14 protein-coding genes are annotated in these 16910 nt (G+C 72.4%); 5 read left to right on the top strand and 9 right to left on the bottom strand.

Going from position 1 to position 16910, the window contains the following annotated elements:
- Positions 1-4: 4 nt before the first annotated feature.
- The 3 genes from TRAD_RS15220 to TRAD_RS07705 form a co-directional block, all read right to left on the bottom strand.
- On the bottom strand, positions 5-733 hold the full coding sequence (locus TRAD_RS15220; RefSeq protein WP_013178045.1) for a CPBP family intramembrane glutamic endopeptidase: 729 nt from the start codon (positions 731-733) through the stop codon (positions 5-7).
- 38 nt (positions 734-771) lie between these two features.
- A complete protein-coding gene (locus TRAD_RS16325) occupies positions 772-1875 on the bottom strand; it encodes a hypothetical protein (RefSeq protein ID WP_013178044.1) in 1104 nt (367 codons plus the stop codon).
- Between the two features lie 124 nt (positions 1876-1999).
- Entirely contained in the window at positions 2000-3325 is a 1326-nt protein-coding gene (locus TRAD_RS07705; protein WP_013178043.1) for an aminotransferase class I/II-fold pyridoxal phosphate-dependent enzyme, read from the bottom strand.
- 383 nt (positions 3326-3708) lie between these two features.
- On the opposite strand from TRAD_RS07705, the gene purQ reads away from it, so the two are divergent.
- Genes purQ through purF form a run of 3 tightly spaced genes read left to right on the top strand, consistent with a single transcriptional unit; the run spans position 3709 to position 8131 of the window.
- A complete protein-coding gene (gene purQ, locus TRAD_RS07700) occupies positions 3709-4458 on the top strand; it encodes a phosphoribosylformylglycinamidine synthase subunit PurQ (RefSeq protein ID WP_049773016.1) in 750 nt (249 codons plus the stop codon).
- On the top strand, positions 4455-6707 hold the full coding sequence (gene purL / locus TRAD_RS07695; RefSeq protein WP_013178041.1) for a phosphoribosylformylglycinamidine synthase subunit PurL: 2253 nt from the start codon (positions 4455-4457) through the stop codon (positions 6705-6707). The genes purQ and purL overlap by 4 nt, the downstream gene beginning before the upstream one ends.
- Complete coding sequence (purF, locus tag TRAD_RS07690; protein WP_013178040.1) at positions 6704-8131, top strand: amidophosphoribosyltransferase; 1428 nt, start codon at positions 6704-6706, stop codon at positions 8129-8131. The genes purL and purF overlap by 4 nt, the downstream gene beginning before the upstream one ends.
- A gap of 3 nt (positions 8132-8134) precedes the next feature.
- Here purF and TRAD_RS15215 read toward each other — a convergent pair whose 3' ends face one another.
- The 6 genes from TRAD_RS15215 to TRAD_RS15210 form a co-directional block, all read right to left on the bottom strand.
- Complete coding sequence (locus TRAD_RS15215; RefSeq protein ID WP_013178039.1) at positions 8135-9265, bottom strand: CAP domain-containing protein; 1131 nt, start codon at positions 9263-9265, stop codon at positions 8135-8137.
- On the bottom strand, positions 9262-9708 hold the full coding sequence (locus TRAD_RS07680; RefSeq protein ID WP_013178038.1) for a DUF4384 domain-containing protein: 447 nt from the start codon (positions 9706-9708) through the stop codon (positions 9262-9264). Before TRAD_RS07680 ends, TRAD_RS15215 begins: the two co-directional genes overlap by 4 nt.
- 125 nt (positions 9709-9833) lie before the next feature.
- The gene (locus TRAD_RS07675; protein WP_013178037.1) at positions 9834-10193 is read right to left on the bottom strand and encodes a hypothetical protein; all 360 of its coding nucleotides are present in this window, start codon (positions 10191-10193) and stop codon (positions 9834-9836) included.
- Positions 10194-10361: 168 nt separating this feature from the next.
- Positions 10362-11183, bottom strand: a complete 822-nt coding sequence (locus TRAD_RS07670) for a hypothetical protein (RefSeq protein WP_013178036.1) — start codon at positions 11181-11183, stop codon at positions 10362-10364.
- A complete protein-coding gene (locus TRAD_RS07665; protein ID WP_013178035.1) occupies positions 11180-11758 on the bottom strand; it encodes a hypothetical protein in 579 nt (192 codons plus the stop codon). Before TRAD_RS07665 ends, TRAD_RS07670 begins: the two co-directional genes overlap by 4 nt.
- Positions 11755-12597 (bottom strand): putative Ig domain-containing protein, encoded by an 843-nt coding sequence (locus TRAD_RS15210; RefSeq protein WP_013178034.1) that lies wholly within the window; start codon positions 12595-12597, stop codon positions 11755-11757. The genes TRAD_RS07665 and TRAD_RS15210 overlap by 4 nt, the downstream gene beginning before the upstream one ends.
- A 167-nt stretch (positions 12598-12764) precedes the next feature.
- Between TRAD_RS15210 and smc the strand changes: the two genes are divergently transcribed.
- Together smc and TRAD_RS15205 are read left to right on the top strand one after the other, a co-directional pair.
- Positions 12765-16160 carry a chromosome segregation protein SMC gene (gene smc / locus TRAD_RS07655; RefSeq protein ID WP_013178033.1) on the top strand — a complete coding sequence of 1132 codons (3396 nt, stop codon included), beginning with the start codon at positions 12765-12767 and terminating at the stop codon, positions 16158-16160.
- A gap of 7 nt (positions 16161-16167) precedes the next feature.
- Positions 16168-16866, top strand: coding sequence for a biotin--[acetyl-CoA-carboxylase] ligase (locus TRAD_RS15205; protein WP_013178032.1), 699 nt, complete (start codon positions 16168-16170; stop codon positions 16864-16866).
- Positions 16867-16910: the final 44 nt, after the last annotated feature.

The following is a 16910-nucleotide window of genomic DNA, read 5'->3' as shown; positions in this document are numbered from 1 at the left end:
GCCCTCACCAGAAGAGCTGGCCCTGGTGCCAGAGGGCGAAGGTGTCGGTCAGGGCGCCGATCAACAGGTGCAGGGCGACAGCCGGAACGAGCGAGCGGCCGCGCACGGCGACCAGCGCGAAAAGGAGCCCCATGGGGATAGCGCCCAAGGTTTCGGGGAGGGGTTTGCCGAGGTGGACCAGGGTCGAGGCGAGCGTCTGCGCCCAGATGGCGGCCGGGAGCCCCCAGTGGGGCTCGAGGGTGCGCAGCATAAAGCCGCGGTAGAAAAACTCGAACGCGAGGTAGTAGAGCCCGTACACCCCCAGCCAGACGACCAGGTGCAGCGGGCTGCGCCCCGGCCAGTCGCCCGCCCACGGGTAGACCGCCTGCAGCGCGGGCGACGCGGCGGCGACGAAGAGCACGGGGAGCGCCACGAGGAGCGCGCCCACGAGCAGCGAGAGGCCAAAGCGCAGGTCGCCGCGCGTGAGCCCCGCGCGCCTGGGGTCGTCGCCGAGCGCGCGCATGAGGAGCGCGGGGAGGGCGAGCAGGAGCACAAGCGCCCACGCGACGTTCTGCAGCGCGCTGCCGAGCCCGCGCGGCGCGCCCCCCACGAGCTGCGGCCCCGGGCTCCCGAGGGTCCAGTAGGCCGCCTGGAGCGCGAGGCCGGCCGCGAGGTAGAGCGCGAGCTTGGGGGGCTGTAAAAGCGCCCTGAGGTCGCCGAAGACGAGCTTGAGCGAGGCAAGGGGGGAGAGCACGAGGAGAGTTTACCGGGAACGCGGGCGCGGCGTCCCCCCTAGAGGGCCTTTTGAAAGAGCCGGTAGGTCTTGTAGCGCTCCGCCCCCGCCGCCGCGATCCCCTTGTTCATCGCCTCGTTGTCCTCCAAGATCCACGAGCACTCGCCGCGCCGGTAGCCGCGCGCGCGCGAACGCCGGATGATCTCGTGGATCAAGACGAGCTCGAACCCCTTGTGCCGGTGCTCCTTGACGACCCCCAGGATCGGCAGCCGCGCCTGGTCGATGAGCTGGCGGCGCCGCAGAAGGTGAACGAAGCCAAACGGCACGATGCGCCCGTTCATCTTTTTGAGCACCTGGTTGATGTCGGGCAGCGCCAGCGCGAGGCCGACGGGCTCCCCGGCGAGCTCGGCAAAGACGGCGATCTCGGGGTCGATGATGAGCCTGAGCTCGCGCGCGAGCGCCCGAAACTCGGCCTCGGTGTAGCGCACGAACCCCCAGTTCTCCTCCCAAGCGCCGTTGTAGAGGCGCTCGACGATCGCCAGCTCGGCCTCGAAGCGTTTGAGGTCGACCGGGCGCACCCGCACGGGGTAGCGCCTCTGGACGCGCGCCGCGAGCCGCTCGAGCCGCGAGACTGCCGCGCTGTGGTGGTCGAAGAGCCAGGCGTAGAGGTCCTTGACCTTGGTGTAACCGGCCCGCGCCAGGTAGCGCGGGTAGGCCGGCGGGTTCCAGGGCATCATCACGTACGGGGGGGTGCCGAAAGCGTCGATCTGAAACCCCGAGCCGTCGTTCATCGAGGGGTTGGCGGGGCCGCGCACGGCGGCGCGCCCCCGCGCGCGCGCCCACGCCTCGACCGCCGCGAGGAGCGCGAGCGCGCTCGTCTCGTCGAGCGCCTCGAAAAAGCCGAAGAAGGCGAGGTTGTCGCCGTGGGTGTCGTTGTGGAGCCGGTCGTCGATGGCGGCGACGCGGCCGACGGTGCGCCCGCGATCCTCGGCCAAAAAGAGCTGCATGGTGGCGTGCTCGAAAAAGGGGTTTTTGCGCGAGAAGCGCGCCCGCTCGGTGAGCCGCAGGGGCGGCACCCAGCTCGGGTCGCCGCGGTGCAGCGCGTAGGGCAGCTCGATAAAGCGCGCCAGGTCGCGCCTCGAGACGACGGGGCGGACGTTCACGCCCGCCCCTGCCCGGGGTGGGTGTGCCCGCGCGCCCGCAGCGTCACGCGCGCGCCCTCGCCGCCGGTCGCGGGGCTCTGGGGAGGGGCTTTCGGTCGCGGTCTCAAGGCGCTGTGAGGGCCGCTCAGATCACGCCGAAGCGCTTCCCGACCCGACCGAAGGCCGTGAGCAGCTTTTCCAGCTGCTCCGGGGTATGGTTGGCGTTAACCGAGGTGCGGATGATCGCCTGCCCGACCGGCACGCTCGGCGGCAGCGCCGGGGTGGTGAAGATGCCCTCCTCCCACAACCCCTTCCAGACCGCCATGGTGAGCTCGTCGTCGCCGATAAGCACCGGTACGATGGGGGTCTGTGAGCCGAGGGTGTCGAAGCCGAGCTCGTTCATCCCGGTGCGCAGCACCGCGACGTTCTCCCAGAGCCGCTGCCGGTGTTCGGGTTCGGCGTCCATGATTTCAAGCGCCGCCAAGGCGGCCGCCATCTGCATCGCCGGCAGCGCCGCCGTAAAGATAAAGGGGCGCGCTTTATGCTTGATAAAGTTCACCACCGCGCGCGGGCCCGTGACGAACCCCCCGACCGAAGCGAACGACTTCGAAAAGGTCCCGAGGATGAGGTCGACCTCGCGCTCGAGCCCGAAGTGCTCGGCGGTGCCGCGCCCCGTCGGGCCCAAGACCCCCGTCGCGTGGGCGTCGTCGACCACGACCCGCGCGCCGTAACGCCTAGCGATCGCGATGATCCCCGGCAGATCGGCGACGTGCCCGGTCATCGAAAACACCCCGTCGGTGACGATCATGCGGCCGCCGGGTTTGTCGCGGTCGCGCTGCAACAGCCGCTCTAAGTCGGCGAGGTTGCCGTGCTCGTACTTGCGCAGCGTCCCGTAGGAGAGGCGCGCGCCGTCATACAAGCAGGCGTGGTTTTCGCGGTCGAAGTAGAGGATGTCCTGGCGACCGGTGAGCGCGCTGAGTACGGCCAAAGAACCCAGGAAACCGGCGCTAAAGGTGAGCGCCGACTCGGCCCGTAAAAACTCGGCGAGGCGCTTTTCGAGCGTTTCGTGGAGCGTCAGCGTCCCCGTCAAAAACCGCGAACCGGTGCACGAGGTGCCGAAGGTGTCGAGCGCCCGCCGCGAGGCCTCTTTAAGCCGCGGGTCTTGGGTGAGCCCCAGGTAGTCGTTCGAGCCGGTGATCACCATCTCGCGCCCACCCACGACGACCGTGCCGCCGTGCTGCTCGGCGATGGGTTTGAAGTAGGGGTGCATCCCCGCCGCCTCGGCCTCGTCGGCGCGGGTAAAAGCGAACGCTTTGTCGAAGACGTCACCGCGCCGCGACGCGCCGTTGGGCTTCTCTCCTTGAACCGCCCTGCAGGGGCTACTCGGTGCGTCCGGTTGGGGTTCTAAAAGCTCGAGCTCCGCGCGCCTCGCCGAACCCGATTCGATCACGTTTTCCAAGGCGTCTGACAAAAGACCCTCCAACTACGCACCAAAACCTCGGGAGAGCGCGTGGTGCGCCCGCGGGTCGTCGCGCGAATGCCACGGTTTCGTAGCCCGTTCATGAAGCTTTAGGGAGCTTTCACGAACACTTAAGGGTGCATTCTACCCCTCGGCGTGCCCGCCGCCAAGGGGTGCGCCACCCGAGGCCCCACCGTGGTTGCGCGCCCCCGGTAGCGCCCTCGGGGGATCCCCCGAGGGCGTCGTCGCTGGGCATTTTACGCTTAGCTGACGTTGGGGTGTGTACCACGCGCCGTGTAGGGCGCGGCGGCCCCGGTGAAAGGTGCGCTAGCCCCCCCCTGTCGGGGGGGATGCTAAGCTACAGGGGTGAACGCCTCGGCCCTTGGACCCACGCCATGACAGCCGCCACAACCGCGCCTACCGCCCCGAAGCCCCGCCCCGCAGCGGCGTTTAGGGTCGCCGTCGTGCGCTTTCCCGGTTCGAACTGCGACGAAGACACCTGTTTCGCCCTGGAGCACCTGGGGTTCGGGGTGCGGCGCGTCTGGCACACCGACACCGACCTTAAGGGCAGCGACGCGGTGGTGTTGCCGGGCGGCTTTTCCTACGGCGACTACCTCCGCAGCGGCGCGATGGCGGCCCTTAGCCCCGTCATGAGCGAGGTCGCGCGCTTCGCGGCGCGCGGCGGCCCTGTTTTGGGCATCTGCAACGGTTTTCAGCTGCTCACCGAAGCGCGCCTCTTGCCGGGGGCGCTCGCGCGCAACACGGGCTTGCACTTCGTCTGCAGACGCGCTTTCGTGCGCGTCGAACGCGCCGACACCCCCTTTACAAACGCCTACCGCGCGGGGCAGGTCTTGGCGCTCCCCGTGGCGCACGGCGAGGGGCGGTTCGTGGCCGACGTCCCCACCTTGGAGCGGCTCGAGGGTGAGGGGCGGGTCGTCTTCCGCTACGCGACCCCCGCAGGGGAGGTCACCGCAGAGGCCAACCCCAACGGCAGCCTGAACGCGATCGCGGGGGTGACAAACGAGCGCGGCAACGTCCTCGGGCTCATGCCGCACCCCGAGCGGGCGGTCGAGGCGCTGCTCGGCTCCGAAGACGGCGTCGGGGTGTTCGCCTCGCTCCTGAGCGCCCTGGCGGGGGCGGCGTGACGCGCTCGGCGCCACCCGGGGCGCGCAGCCTGCGCGACCGGGCGGCGACCTTTGGGCTCTCCCCGGAGGAGTTCGACCGGGTCACCGCGCACCTGGGGCGCGAACCGAACGCGCTCGAGGCGGGCGTCTTCGGCGCCCTGTGGAGCGAGCACTGCGGCTACAAAAACTCGCGGCCCCTGCTTAAGCGCCTGCCCACCGAGGGCCCGCAGGTGCTGCAGGGGCCGGGGGAGAACGCGGGCGTCGTGGACGTGGGCGAGGGCTGGGCGGTGGCCTTTAAGATGGAGTCGCACAACCACCCGAGCGCCGTCGAACCCGTGCAGGGCGCCGCGACGGGGGTCGGCGGGATCTTGCGCGACATCTTCGCCATGGGCGCGCGCCCGGTGGCGGTCCTTAATTCCTTGCGCTTCGGCGACCCCGACGACCCCGAGACGGGCGCCCGCACCCGCTACCTGCTGAGCGGCGTGGTCGAGGGCATCGCCCACTACGGCAACGCGGTCGGGGTGCCCACGGTCGGCGGCGAGATCGTCTTTCACCCCTCCTACGCGGAGAACCCGCTGGTCAACGTGATGGCGCTCGGGCTCTTGCGCCACGAGGCGCTGCAGTCGGGCACCGTCGGCGAGGTCGGCAACCGCCTGATCTACGTGGGGTCGAAAACGGGTCGCGACGGCCTCGGCGGGGCTGTGTTCGCCTCGGCCGACCTCTCCGCAGCGAGCGACGCCGACCGGCCGGCGGTGCAAGTCGGTGACCCCTTTATGGAGAAGCTCCTCTTGGAGGCGTGCTTGGAGGCGATCCAAGCGGGGCTGGTGGTCGGCGTGCAGGACATGGGCGCGGCGGGGTTGTCGAGCAGCGTCGCCGAGATGGCCTACCGCGCGGGGCGGGGGGTCGACCTCTACCTGGAGCGGGTGCCGCGCCGCGAACCGGGGATGAGCCCCCTCGAGGTCATGCTCTCGGAGTCGCAGGAGCGGATGGTGCTCACCGCGCGCCCCGACCAGGAACCCGAGCTGCTCGCGCTCTTGGCGCGCTGGGAGCTCGACGCGGTGGCGATCGGCGAGGTCGCCGAGCACGGCGCTCTGCGCCTTTTCGAGCACGGCCGCGTCGTCGGCGAGCTGCCGGTCGCGGCGCTCAACGAGGCGCCGAGCTACACGCGCGAGGGCCGCGAGGACGAGGCGGTGCGCGCGGCGCGCGAGGTGCCCCTGGAGGTGCCCGTCCCGAGTGACCTAAAAGGCGCCTGGTTGACGCTCCTAGAGAGCCCCACGGTCGCCTCGAAGCGCCCCGTGTACGAGCGCTACGACCACCAGGTGATGACCAACACCGTGGTGCTGCCCGGCGAAGCGGACGCGGCCGTGCTGCGCGTCAAGGGGACCACCCTGGGCGTGGCTGCGACCACCGACTGCAACCCCCGCTACTGCTACCTAGACCCCTACGAGGGGGCCAAGCACGCCGTCGCCGAGGCCGCGCGCAACGTCGCCTGCGTCGGGGCGACGCCGCTGGCGATCACCGACAACCTCAACTTCGGCAACCCGACCCGCCCCGAGGTCTACCACCAGATGGCGCGGGCCGTCGAGGGGTTGCGCGACGCCTGCCTCGCGCTCGGGACCCCCGTGACGGGGGGCAACGTCAGCCTCTACAACCAGTACCGGGCGCCAGGGGGGGTGCGCGCGGTGCACCCGACGCCGACGGTGGGGCTCGTGGGGCGCCTGCCGGACGTGACGAAACGCGCCACGCTCGCCTTTAAACGCGCGGGCGACGCCGTGCTCCTAGTCGGCGACAACACGGACGAGCTCGGCGCCTCGGAGTACCTCGCGCGCGTCCACGGGCTCGAGCGCGGGCGCCCGCCGCGGCTCGACCTCGAGCGCGCCAGGGCCCTCCATGACGGCGTCTCGAGCCTTATCCAAAGGGGCCTCTGCGACACCGCCCACGACCTCTCGGAGGGCGGCCTCGCCGTGGCGCTCGCGGAGATGGCGCTCGCCGGGGGGATGGGGGCGCGGGTCGCGCTGGACGACCCTTTGCGCCCCGACGCCCTGCTCTTCGGCGAGGCGGCCTCGCGGGTGCTGCTCGCGGTGCCCGAGGCGCGCGTGGCGGCGGTGACGGCGCACCTAGCGGGTTACGGGCTCCCCGTGCGGCGCCTCGGCGCGGTGGGGGGGGAGGCGGTGACGCTCGAGCTGCGCGCCGCCGCGCGGACCGTGACGCTCCCCTTAAGCGCGCTCGGGCGCGCCTACCGCGCGCCGCTGGAGGCGGCCCTATCGTGAGCCACCCCCACGCTCTGGACAAACCCCGCGAGGAGTGCGGCGTCTTCGCCGTGCGGCTCCCCGAACCCGCCGACGTCGCCTCGCTGTGTCACCTGGGGCTCTTCGCGCTCCAACACCGCGGCCAGGAGTCGTGCGGCATCTGCGTCTCGAACGGCGAGGAGCTCGTTATCGAAAAGGACATGGGGCTCGTGGCGGAGGTCTTTACCGAGGCGCGCCTCGACAAGCTCCGCCTGCCCGGGGCGCGCGTGGGGCTCGGGCACACGCGCTACGCCACCACGGGCGCGTCGCTGCGCTTTAACGCGCAGCCCCTGACGGTGCGCTCGAACAAGGGCATCTTGGCTCTGGCCCACAACGGCAACTTCACCAACGCGGGGCGCATCCGCCGGGAGATGCTCGAGGCGGGGGCGATCTTTAACACCACCAACGACTCGGAGGTGATGCTCAACCTCATCGCCCGCTACAGCCGGCTCTCGTTGGAGGACGCCACCGCGCGGGTCATGGGCGAGCTCCAGGGGGGCTTCGCGGTCGTCTTGATGGACCGCGACCGGATCCTGGGGTTGCGCGACCGCAACGGGGTGCGGCCGCTGGTGATCGGCGAACTAGGTGGCGGTTACGTCTTCGCCTCCGAGCCCTCGGCGCTCCACGTCGTCGGCGCGACCTTCGTGCGCGACGTGCGGCCCGGGGAGCTCGTGGTGGCCGACAGCCAGGGCCTCCACTCGCGGCAGGTGCTGACGCCCAACCCCACCCCCTGCGCCTTCGAGTGGATCTACTTCGCGCGCGGCGACGGCGCTCTAGACGGCGTCGACGTGCACGCCGCGCGGGTGCGGATGGGCGAGGTTTTGGCCGCCGAAGCCCCCGCCGAGGCCGACGTGGTGGTCGGGGTGCCCGAGTCGGGTTTGGCGGCGGCGGTGGGGTTTTCGCGCGCCTCGGGGATCCCCTTCGACCTGGGGCTCTACAAGTCGCCCTACGCGGGGCGCACCTTTATCAACCCCACCCAGCGCCTGCGCGAGCTTAAGGTCCGCCTCAAGCTCGCCACCACGAGTTCGGTCGCGGGCAAGCGGGTGGTGTTGGTCGACGACTCCATCGTCCGCGGCACCACGAGCGGGCGCATCGTGCAGCTTCTGCGGAGCGCCGGCGCCACCGAGGTGCACTTCCGCGTCTCCTCGCCCCCCATCAAGTACCCCTGCTACTACGGCATCGACACGGCGGCGCGCAAAGAGCTCGCGGCCGCCACCATGACCCTAGAGGAGATCCGCGAGCGCATCGGGGCGGACTCGCTGCGCTTTATCTCCGAAGGGGGGCTCGCGCGCGCCATCGGCCTCGCCTCAACCTGTCTGGCGTGCTTCGACGGGCGCTACCACGCGGGGCACCCCGAGGACGAGGAGACCCTCCGGCCCGTAGCCCCCTTTGACGCGGTGGCGTAGCGCCTACGGCGCGTCGGGGGGAGCGGGGACGAGGCGCGGCGCGTCACCCTCCCGGAGGAGCTGAAAACCGTACACGACCCGGTACGTCCCCGCCCCGTCCGGCTCCCCTAAAAGCAGAACGGGCGGCCCTTCGGCGCCGTCCGCGGTGGGGACGGTCGCGCGCAGCACCGTCCCCACGGCCGTCTCCTCGAGGGTGGGCGCGAAAAACCGCTCCCCCCACCACCCACCGAGCCCTCTCGGCAAGCGCCCCGCGAAGCGCAGCTGCACCTCCTCGGTGCGCCGCTCCTGGCGCCGCTGCGTGACCTGCAGGAGGCGCGCGCCGTCGCGCGGCGCGCCCCCGCCCCCCCGCCACCTGCCCGCCTCGAGCCAGCCCTCGTCCTGCGCGGAAAAGCTCCCGTTCGCGCCCGGCGCACGTACGCCGAGCTGGAGGTGCACCGCCTCCCCAGCGCCCAACGCCTCGGTGGTGAGGGTGTGCTCCCCCGCCTCCAGGGCCGTCACCGGGGTGTGCGCGCCGCCGAGGTCACCCTCGTAAAAGAGGGCGACCTCGGCGGGCCGGGTGAGCTCGAACCGCACCGCCGTGAGGGTGACCTGCTCCGGGGTGGCGACGACCTCTGCGGCCTCGAGGGGCGCGGGCAGGTAGGCGAACACCTGCGCGACGAAGGTGCGGCCGTCTTCGGCGGCGGCGCTCCCGAACCCGACGTGGGTAAAGTCGGGGCTGAGCAGGTTCGCGCGGTGGCCGGGGGAGCTCAGCCACCCCGCGACGCTCTCCGCGGCGACCGCCCCACCCCGGATCCAGGCGAGGTTTTCGCCGAGCACGCGGGCAAAGCTCCCGGAGCGAGCGACCCGCCGGCTTAGGGTGGCGTTCTCCGGCGTCGGCGAGGTGTGCGCGAAAAACCCCAGCGTGCGCATCTCGAGCGCGTGGTGGCGCGCGGCGAGCGCGAGCGCCTCGTCGGGGACGAGCGCGCCGAGCCCCTCGCGCGCGCGCGCCGCGTTGGTGAGGTTTAGCAGCTCGGCCTCGAGGGTGGGGTCTGCGGGGAGCGGGGGGTAGGGGGCGGGGGCCGCACGAACGGCGGCGCCCACGAGCGTCCCCCACAGGATCACGGTGAGCGCGAAGCGCGCCCCGGGGAGCTTCAACGGACGAAAAAGGTCGTTTCGGCTTCGTCGAGCGCCCCTTCGGGGAGCTCATCGGGGAAGGGTTCGGGGCTAAACGAGGCCCGCACCGTGCGTTCGCCGCGCGGCGGCGAGACCTCGTAGGCGACCCTGCGCACGTCCCCGGGCAGTTCGACCGGGGTGTTGGCGCGCACGAAGACGTTGCGCTCGAACACGCGCACCACCCCGCCCGCGCCGAACGAGGTCAGCGTGACGTAGCCGTCTTGGGTGGTGAGCAGGCGAAAGGAGATCGTGCTGCCGAGGTCGTAGACCGCCCCCGCGCCGCGCGTCGGTTCAAAGGTGCGGATCGCCTCGACGCTGACCGGCACGGGGCGTACGGGGGGGGTGGTGTCGGGGCGGACGTAGACCGTACATCCACCTAAAACGAGGGCCAAAAGGGCCACGAAGGTGACGCGGTAGCGGCTCATGGCGCTAGTGTAGCAAGCTTTCGGGGCGCAGCGGCGCGGGGAGGCCTCCACGAAAGCTTCACACAAAGAAGAAAAGTTTCACAAGCAGCCCCTGACCCCGCAGTGAAAGGCGACGCGCCGCCGCCTCAAGGGGCCGTCGGCGTGGTCGACGCGCCGCCGCCCTGAGCGGGGGTGAGGGGCGCTGAGGAGAGCAAATAGGGCATGTTGGTCTGAAAGTATCGCCCCGTCTCGTCGAACCAGTAGACGTACGAGGCGAGCTCGGTGGGGGCGCCGTTAACGACGCTCGAGACCGAGCGCGTCACCTGGCCGTTGGTGCGCCCCTCGTACACCGGCGTGCCATCAAAGGCGTAGACGGTGATAAACATGCGCTGACCGGTGAAGTCTTGGATCTCACGCCGGATGCGGTTTTGGGTCTCGTTGCGGCAGCCTGCGAGGAGGAGGAGGGGGATAAGGAGCACGAGCATCGAGCGGTAACGGCGGTTCATAGCGGTCTCCTTGAGAGCGCGGCACTGGCGCTCGGCGGGCGGTGCAGCGCGCGGGTGCCGCGCACCCGCGCTAGCGCCTTGGGAGCTGAGCATAGCACTCCCGCCGCTGCCGGCGTTAGCTCCCGGAGTCGGGTTTGGCGCCGGTGCGCGAGACGCGCTTCGCTGCGCCTAGAGGCCGCCCTCCGCCGCGTCGTCCGCACCGTCGAGGTCGTCGGGCGCGTCGGCGTCTGCCTCGCCGCCACCGGCAACGTCCGCACGCCCCTCTTCACCCGTCAACGCCCCGCCCGTCATCGCGCCACCCGTCATCGCGCCACCGGTCATCGCCTCCGGGTCGCCTTCAACCGCCGCTTCCGGCGGCACCTCGGCGGGGGCGCCGAACACATAAGCCGCCCGCAGGCGCTCGAGGTCGGCGCCGTCGACCACGCCGTCGCCCGTGATGTCTTCGGGCAAGTTCACCCCCCTCGAGCCGTAGGCGGCGGCGAGGGCGGCGAGGTCGTAAAAGTCCACCACCCCATCTTGGTTGATGTCCTCGGGGGCAAACGCGACGCGCGCGCGCAGCGCAGCTTCGTCGGCGGGGGTGAGCTCGGCGCCCGCACCGGGCCCCAGCAGGGGGTTCATCACGCTCTGGGTGAGCGGGGCTGGCGCGAGCCCCAAGAGCAGCCCGACCTCGTGGAGCAGGGCGCGCTCGTCGGGTGCGGTCGGGTTTAAGAGCACCCGCGTCTCGGTCTCCGGCGTGCGCTGCACGGTGAGTGACAGGGTGTCGGGGCCGAAGCGGGTCCCGTCGCCGTAGCGGATGACGGCGGGCGCGGCCGGGTCCTCGTTAAAGCGTACCTCGCCCCCCTCGACCGCCGCCCACCGCTCGAAAGCGCGCGCGACCCGTTCACCGAGGTCCCCCGGGCCCCCTTCGGCGTTGAGGCGGTAGTCGACCGCGAACGCTGCGCCCCCGACGATCAGGGTGGAGGCGGCGAGCGCGCCCCAAAGCCGCCTCACGGCGCCCCCGAGAGGCGCCGCTGCACGGCCGCCAGAACCGCCTGCACGTCGGTGTCGTCACCGCCCCGGACGAGCGTGCCCGCGGCGCTAAGCGCGAGCGTGCGGTTAAAGGGGTCGACGAGCCCCGAGGGCGTGCGCCGCCACAGCCCCTGCGAAAACCCCACGATGGGGGAGTAGTAGGGGGCGTCGTAGGCGAGCACGAGCACCTCGTCGCCGAGCGCAAACTCGGGCATCCCCGCGACCGAGAGCGTCTGCCCGTTCGGCAGCGTGCCCCCTAAAAAGGCCAGCTGCACGGTCGGCGCCTCCCCGGCCGCCCCTTCGGGCACCCCCCGAAAGGCGCGCGCGACCTCGAAAGTGACAAGCGTGTAGGGGTCGCCGCCGCGGTTTTCGGTGCTGAGCTCGCGGACCGTCCCGTAAAAGCCGATCTCCGCGGCGCGAAAAAGCTCGTCGAGCGACCGCTCGCGAAAGGTCGTCGCGGTTGCAGAGGCGCTGAGGGCCAAGCCGAGCAGCAAAAGGACGCTCAGCCAGCCGAAGCTCCCGTGCGGTGTGAACGCTCCCCAATGGGCGCGCGTCATAAGCCCCCCCCATCCTCGGGGTCGCTGCCGCCGGTGGTGTCGTCTTCCTCCGTGGGGTCGGGCTCCGGTTCGGGCGCCCCTTGTTCCGCCTCCTCCACCTCTGCCTCCTCCACCGGTTCGGTACCGGCCTCGGCTGCCGAAAACCCGTGTTCGCCGTCCCGGGTGCGGTACTCGGTGCGGGCCGTGAGCCGCAGGGTGCTCGGCTGAACGGGCCGGAGGTCGAAGGTAAAGAGCTGCGCGTCGCCGGTGAGAGCGGGCCCCAAAAAGGCCACGTCCACGCTCAGCTCCCCCGCCTGCGCGCGCTGCAAGAGCGCGAGGTTGCCGCGCGCGGCGCGCACGCTCCCCGGTACGAGCTCGAAGCGCGCGTCGTTCCAGCGAAGCTGCGTGCGCAGCGCCTGGAGGTTGCGCCCCCCGCGGACGCTAATGGGCACCGTGACGACGTCGCGCACCTCGGTCGGCGGGACGTTTAGCACCAGCTCGGCGGGGGGGGGCGTGGTGACCTCGAGCGAAAAGTCCTGCACCGTGCGCGAGAGCCGCGCGTCGCTCACCGAAACGGAGAAGTCGAAGCGCCCCTCGCGCGTCGGCACCCCGCTCAGCGTGCCGTTTTGCAGCGTCACGCCGGGGGGGAGGCTGCCCCCTTGGAGTTCGAAGCGGTAGGGGGCGAGCCCGCCCGTGACGACGAGGTCGAAGCTGTACGCCTCGCCGACGAAGGCGGGGTCTAACGAGGACGAAAAGAGGCGCAGCGCCTCCCCCGGGGAGTCGAGTTCGCCGCCGCACCCCGCGAGGAGCAGGAGCAGGGCGCCGCCGAGGCGCAGCCTGGATCGAGAGGGCCGAAGCATGGCGCCAGCGTACCAGGTTCCTTTGAGAAGCGCTTTAGAGGGTGAGATCAAACAAAGATTTCACGAGCAAGAGTATTGTGAATACTTTCACCTAAATGCCGCGGCCTCAGTCGCCGTAGGCGCGCCTGGCGGCCGCGTCGGGGCTACGGCTTGTTACACTGGGGCCCGTGCGCCTGACCTCGCTCACCTTGCAGGGTTTTAAAAGCTTCGCCGACCGCACCACCTTGGAGTTCACCGAAGGGGTCACGGCGATCGTCGGGCCCAACGGTTCGGGCAAATCCAACCTGATCGACGCGCTGCGCTGGGCGACCGGTGGGGGGCGGGCGGAGGCGTTTCGCGCGGGCGACAAGACCGAGCTCATCTTTCACGGTTCGGCGGGCAAACGCAGCTTGGGGTTCGCCGAGGTGCAGCTCGAGTTCGAGCGCGAGGGCGAGACGCTCTGCGTGTCGCGCACGCTGCTGCGTAGCGGTGAGAGCCAGCTGCGCCTCGGGGGGCGCGCGGCGCGCTTTTTGGACCTCGAGGAGGCGCTCGCGGGCAGCGGGCTCGGGCGCGGCGCATTGGCGGTCATCGGGCAAGGGGAGGTCGGCAGCGTGCTCATGGCTGACCCGCCCAAGCTGCTCGCCTTCCTCGCCGAGAGCGTCGGTGTCGCCCGCCTCGCCGCGCGCCGCGAGACGACCCTGGCGCGCCTCGCCGAGGCGCAGGAGCACCTCGCGCGTTTAGGGGATCTGCGCGGCGAGCTCGCGGCGCGCCTCTCGGGTCTGGAGCGCGAGGCCGCCGACGCCGCGAGCGCCGCCGCGGCCGAACGCGAGCGCTTGCAGGTGCGCTTTTCGCTCGCCCACGGCCGCGTGCGGGGGCTTCGGGAGGAGCTTAAGGGGTTGCGCGCGCGCCGCGCCGAGCTCGAGGAGGCTGTCGCGGCGGGGCGCGAAGCGCTCGTCGAGGCCGAGGCTGAGCGCCGCGCGGCGCGCGCGGCGTCGGAGGCCGCCGAGGCGGCGTTGCGGGCCGCCGTCGCGCAGCACGCGGCGCGGCGCGCCGACGTGCGCCTCGCCGAGGAGCGGCTGGCGTCGCTCGGGGCGCGCCGCGCCGCCCTCGCCGAAGAGGCCGCGCGCGTCGCGCGCGACGTCACCGCCGGCGAGGCGCTCACCCCGCCCGAGCCCCCCGAAGGGGACGAAGCGACCCTGCGCGACCGCCTGCAAACGGCCGAGGCGCAGGCAGCCGAGACACAGGCGGCGCTCGCCACGTTGGAGGAGGAGGTCGCTGCCCGAGCGGCGGCGCTCCGCGAGGCGCAGCGCCGCGACGCCGACGCGCGCGCGGCGCGCTCGCGCTACCAAGCGCAGCTCGAGGCGCTCGAAAAGCAGCGCGCGGCGCTCGCCGCCGACGAGGCCGCCCTCGAGGCGCGCGCGGCGGCCTCGCAGGCGGCGCAGGGCGACGCCGCGGCGGCCCTCGAAGCGGCGCAGGCCGAGCGCGAACGCGCGCTGCGCGCGCTCGCCACCGCCCAGGAGGCGGTCGTAGCGCTGCAGGGGCGGCACGCGGCGGCGGTCGCCGAGCACCAGGCGAAGCGCACGGCCGCCGCGCGGCTGCGCGCCGCTTTCGAGGCGCGCCGCGGCTACACCCAGGGCCCCAAGAGCGCCCTGACGTCGGGGATCGCGGGCGTCTTCGGGTCGGTCGCCGACCTCATCGCGGTGCCGGAGCGCTACCGCGTCGCGCTCGCGAGCGCCCTCGGGCGCCGCGCCGAAAACGTCGTGGTGGCCTCTGCGGAGGTCGCGCAGGCGGTGCTCGCGCACGTCCGGCGCGCGGGGGGGTGGGTCACCGTGCTGCCTTTAGACCTCATCCAGGCGCGCAGCACCCGCGTCGCCCCCGAGCTGCTCGCCGAAGGGGCGGTGATCGGCCGCTGCAGCGAGCTCGTTCGCTGTGACGCGCGTTTCGCGGCGGTGGTGGAAAACCTGCTGGGGGCGACGCTGCTCGTGACGACCCTCGACGCGGGGGTCGCGCTCGCGCGGCGCTACCCGCAGCGGCCGCGCATGGTCACCCTCGAAGGGGACGTCCTCGAAGCCTACGGCGCCCTCTCCGGCGGGCGTCCGCAGACCGCGGGCCTCGTCTTGGGGGCGGCGGCTGAGCTCAAAGGTGCCGAGGAGGAGGCTGCGGCCGCCGAAGGGGCGGCGGCGGAGGCCGAGGCGGCGCTCGTCGCGCAGCAGGGGACGCTAAGGGCGCTGCGCGAGGCGCGCGAGCGCGCCGAGCGGGCGCTCGAGGCAGCGCGCGCCGAGGACGCCAAGCTGCGCGAGGCGGCGGCCGCGCGCGCCTCGCTCGAGGCCGACCTCGAGCGGCGCCGCCGCGCCCTGGAGGCGGCGACCCGTGGGCTCGAGCCGCCGCCGCCGCTGCCGGGGGGTGACCTCGGCGCCCTGGAGGGGGCGCTCGAGGCGGCCACAGCGCGCCTGCAAGGGGCGCGCGAGGGCGCTTCGGCGGCGCAGCGCGCGGTAGCTGAGGCGCAGCGGGCGCTCGCCGTGTGGCTCGAGCGGCGCTCGAGCTACGAGGCGGCGCGGCGCCACTTCGACGAGACGCGCGCCCGGCTCGGCGCGCTGCGCGCGCGCGCGGCCGAACTCCGCGCCGCGCAGGCGGCGGCCGCAGACGCCGAGGCGGAGGCCGCAGCGGCCTTGGAGGCCGCCCGCGCGGCGCTGCCCACCGACCCCGACGCCCCCCACGTGGCGCTTGCGGCGGCGCGCGCGCGCGAGCGGGAGGCCGAGGGGGCGCTCGAGCACCTCAGCCAGCAGCAGGCGGCGCAAAGGGGTGAGCTCGAGGCGCTCAATCTCACCGTGGCGCGCCGCGAGGCGGCGCTCGAAGCCGCCGAGGCGGAGCTCGCAGCGTTTCCGCCCGGCCTCGCGCCTCTGGAGGCGCCCGCGCGGACGCTGCGCGAGCGCCTCGCGGCGGCCGAAGCGCGCCTCGCAGCGCTCGGGCCGGTCAACCACCGCGCGGCCACCGAGCTCGCCGCGCTGCGCGAACGCCTCACGGCGCTCGACGCGCAGCGCGGCGAGGGGGAGCGCGCTGTGCGCGAGCTGCACGCGGTCGTGGCCGAACTCGACGAGACGGTGAGAGCGCGCCTAGTAGCGGGCGCGGCGCAGCTCAGTGAGGACTTCGCGCGCTACGCCGAACACCTCTTCGGGCGCGGCGCGGCCGCCAGCACCGAGCTCCTCTGGGAGGATGGTCGGCCGAGCGGGCTCAAGCTCGCGCTGCAACCCCCCGGTAAGACGACGCGTTCGCTCTCGCTGCTGTCGGTCGGCGAACGGACGATGGGGGCGCTTGCCTTTTTGTTCGCCCTCTGCGCTCCGCAACCGGGTTCAGGACCCGCGGGGCTGCCGCTGGCCGTGCTCGACGAGGTCGACGCCCCCCTCGACGAGGCCAACATCCGCCGCTTCTGCACCTTTTTGTCGGAGCTGTCGCGCCGCGGGACGCAGTTTATCCTCATCACCCACCAGAAAGCGACGATGGAGACGGCGGGGGCGCTCTGGGGGGTGACGACCGAGCGCGGGGTGAGCCGCGTCTTTAGCATCCGCCGCGAGCGGGCGGCTTAAGGGGGCTGTGGACGAGACTGTGGAGGAGCTGGCGCTACGCATCCTCGCCTTCGACCGCCTCGACTCGACCCAAGACGAGCTGCGCCGGCGGCTCGAGGCGGGCGAAGCGGTTCACGGGCTCGTGGTGCGCGCCCGCGTCCAGGAGAGCGGGCGCGGGTCGCGCGCGCGCGACTGGGCGAGCGCCGCTGGAGGGTCGTACCAGACGCTCGCGGTGCGCTACCTGGCACCCCACCCCCCCTCGTACGCTGCGCTCGTGTTGGCGCTCGGTCTGGCGCAGACGCTGCCGCGCTACGGCGCGCGGGTGCAGATCAAGTGGCCCAACGACCTCTTTTACCGCCGCCAAAAGCTCGCCGGTCTGCTCGTCGAGGCGCTGCGCGGGCACCTGCTCATAGGCGTCGGCCTCAACGTCGACAACCCCGTACCGCCGGGGGCGGTCGGGTTACGTGGGTGGGACCTGGAGGCGGTGCACGCGGTCGTGCTCGAGGGGTTGCAGCGCGGCCTAGAGCACCTTAACGACGCGCACTTCGACCTCCCGAGCGCCTTCGCCCCCTTTGACCTCCTCGCGGGGGGGCGGGTCTGCGTGAGCACGCCGCGCGGCGAGGTCACCGGCGTCGCCGACGGGGTCGACGCCCACGGGCGGCTGCGCGTGCGCGACGCCTATGGGCGGCTTCACGCTCTCCAGGGGCGGGTGCGCCCGCTCCCGTAGCCTCGCGGCGGTTGCCACCCCTTGCGAGAGTGGGTATCATTTGG

The sequence above is a fragment of the Truepera radiovictrix DSM 17093 genome (assembly GCF_000092425.1).
Classification (GTDB): Bacteria; Deinococcota; Deinococci; order Deinococcales; family Trueperaceae; genus Truepera; species Truepera radiovictrix.
Note: the sequence above shows the minus strand (reverse complement) of the source record. Positions and strands in the feature narration are given on the sequence as shown.

What these genes read in the sequence shown, in the direction of transcription:
- purQ (WP_049773016.1), top strand. Translation starts at nt 3,709, where the DNA reads ATGACAGCCGCCACAACCGCGCCTACCGCCCCGAAGCCCCGCCCCGCA.
- TRAD_RS07680 (WP_013178038.1), bottom strand. Translation starts at nt 9,708, where the DNA reads ATGAGCCGCTACCGCGTCACCTTCGTGGCCCTTTTGGCCCTCGTTTTA.
- TRAD_RS07675 (WP_013178037.1), bottom strand. Translation starts at nt 10,193, where the DNA reads ATGAACCGCCGTTACCGCTCGATGCTCGTGCTCCTTATCCCCCTCCTC.
- TRAD_RS07665 (WP_013178035.1), bottom strand. Translation starts at nt 11,758, where the DNA reads ATGACGCGCGCCCATTGGGGAGCGTTCACACCGCACGGGAGCTTCGGC.
- TRAD_RS15210 (WP_013178034.1), bottom strand. Translation starts at nt 12,597, where the DNA reads ATGCTTCGGCCCTCTCGATCCAGGCTGCGCCTCGGCGGCGCCCTGCTC.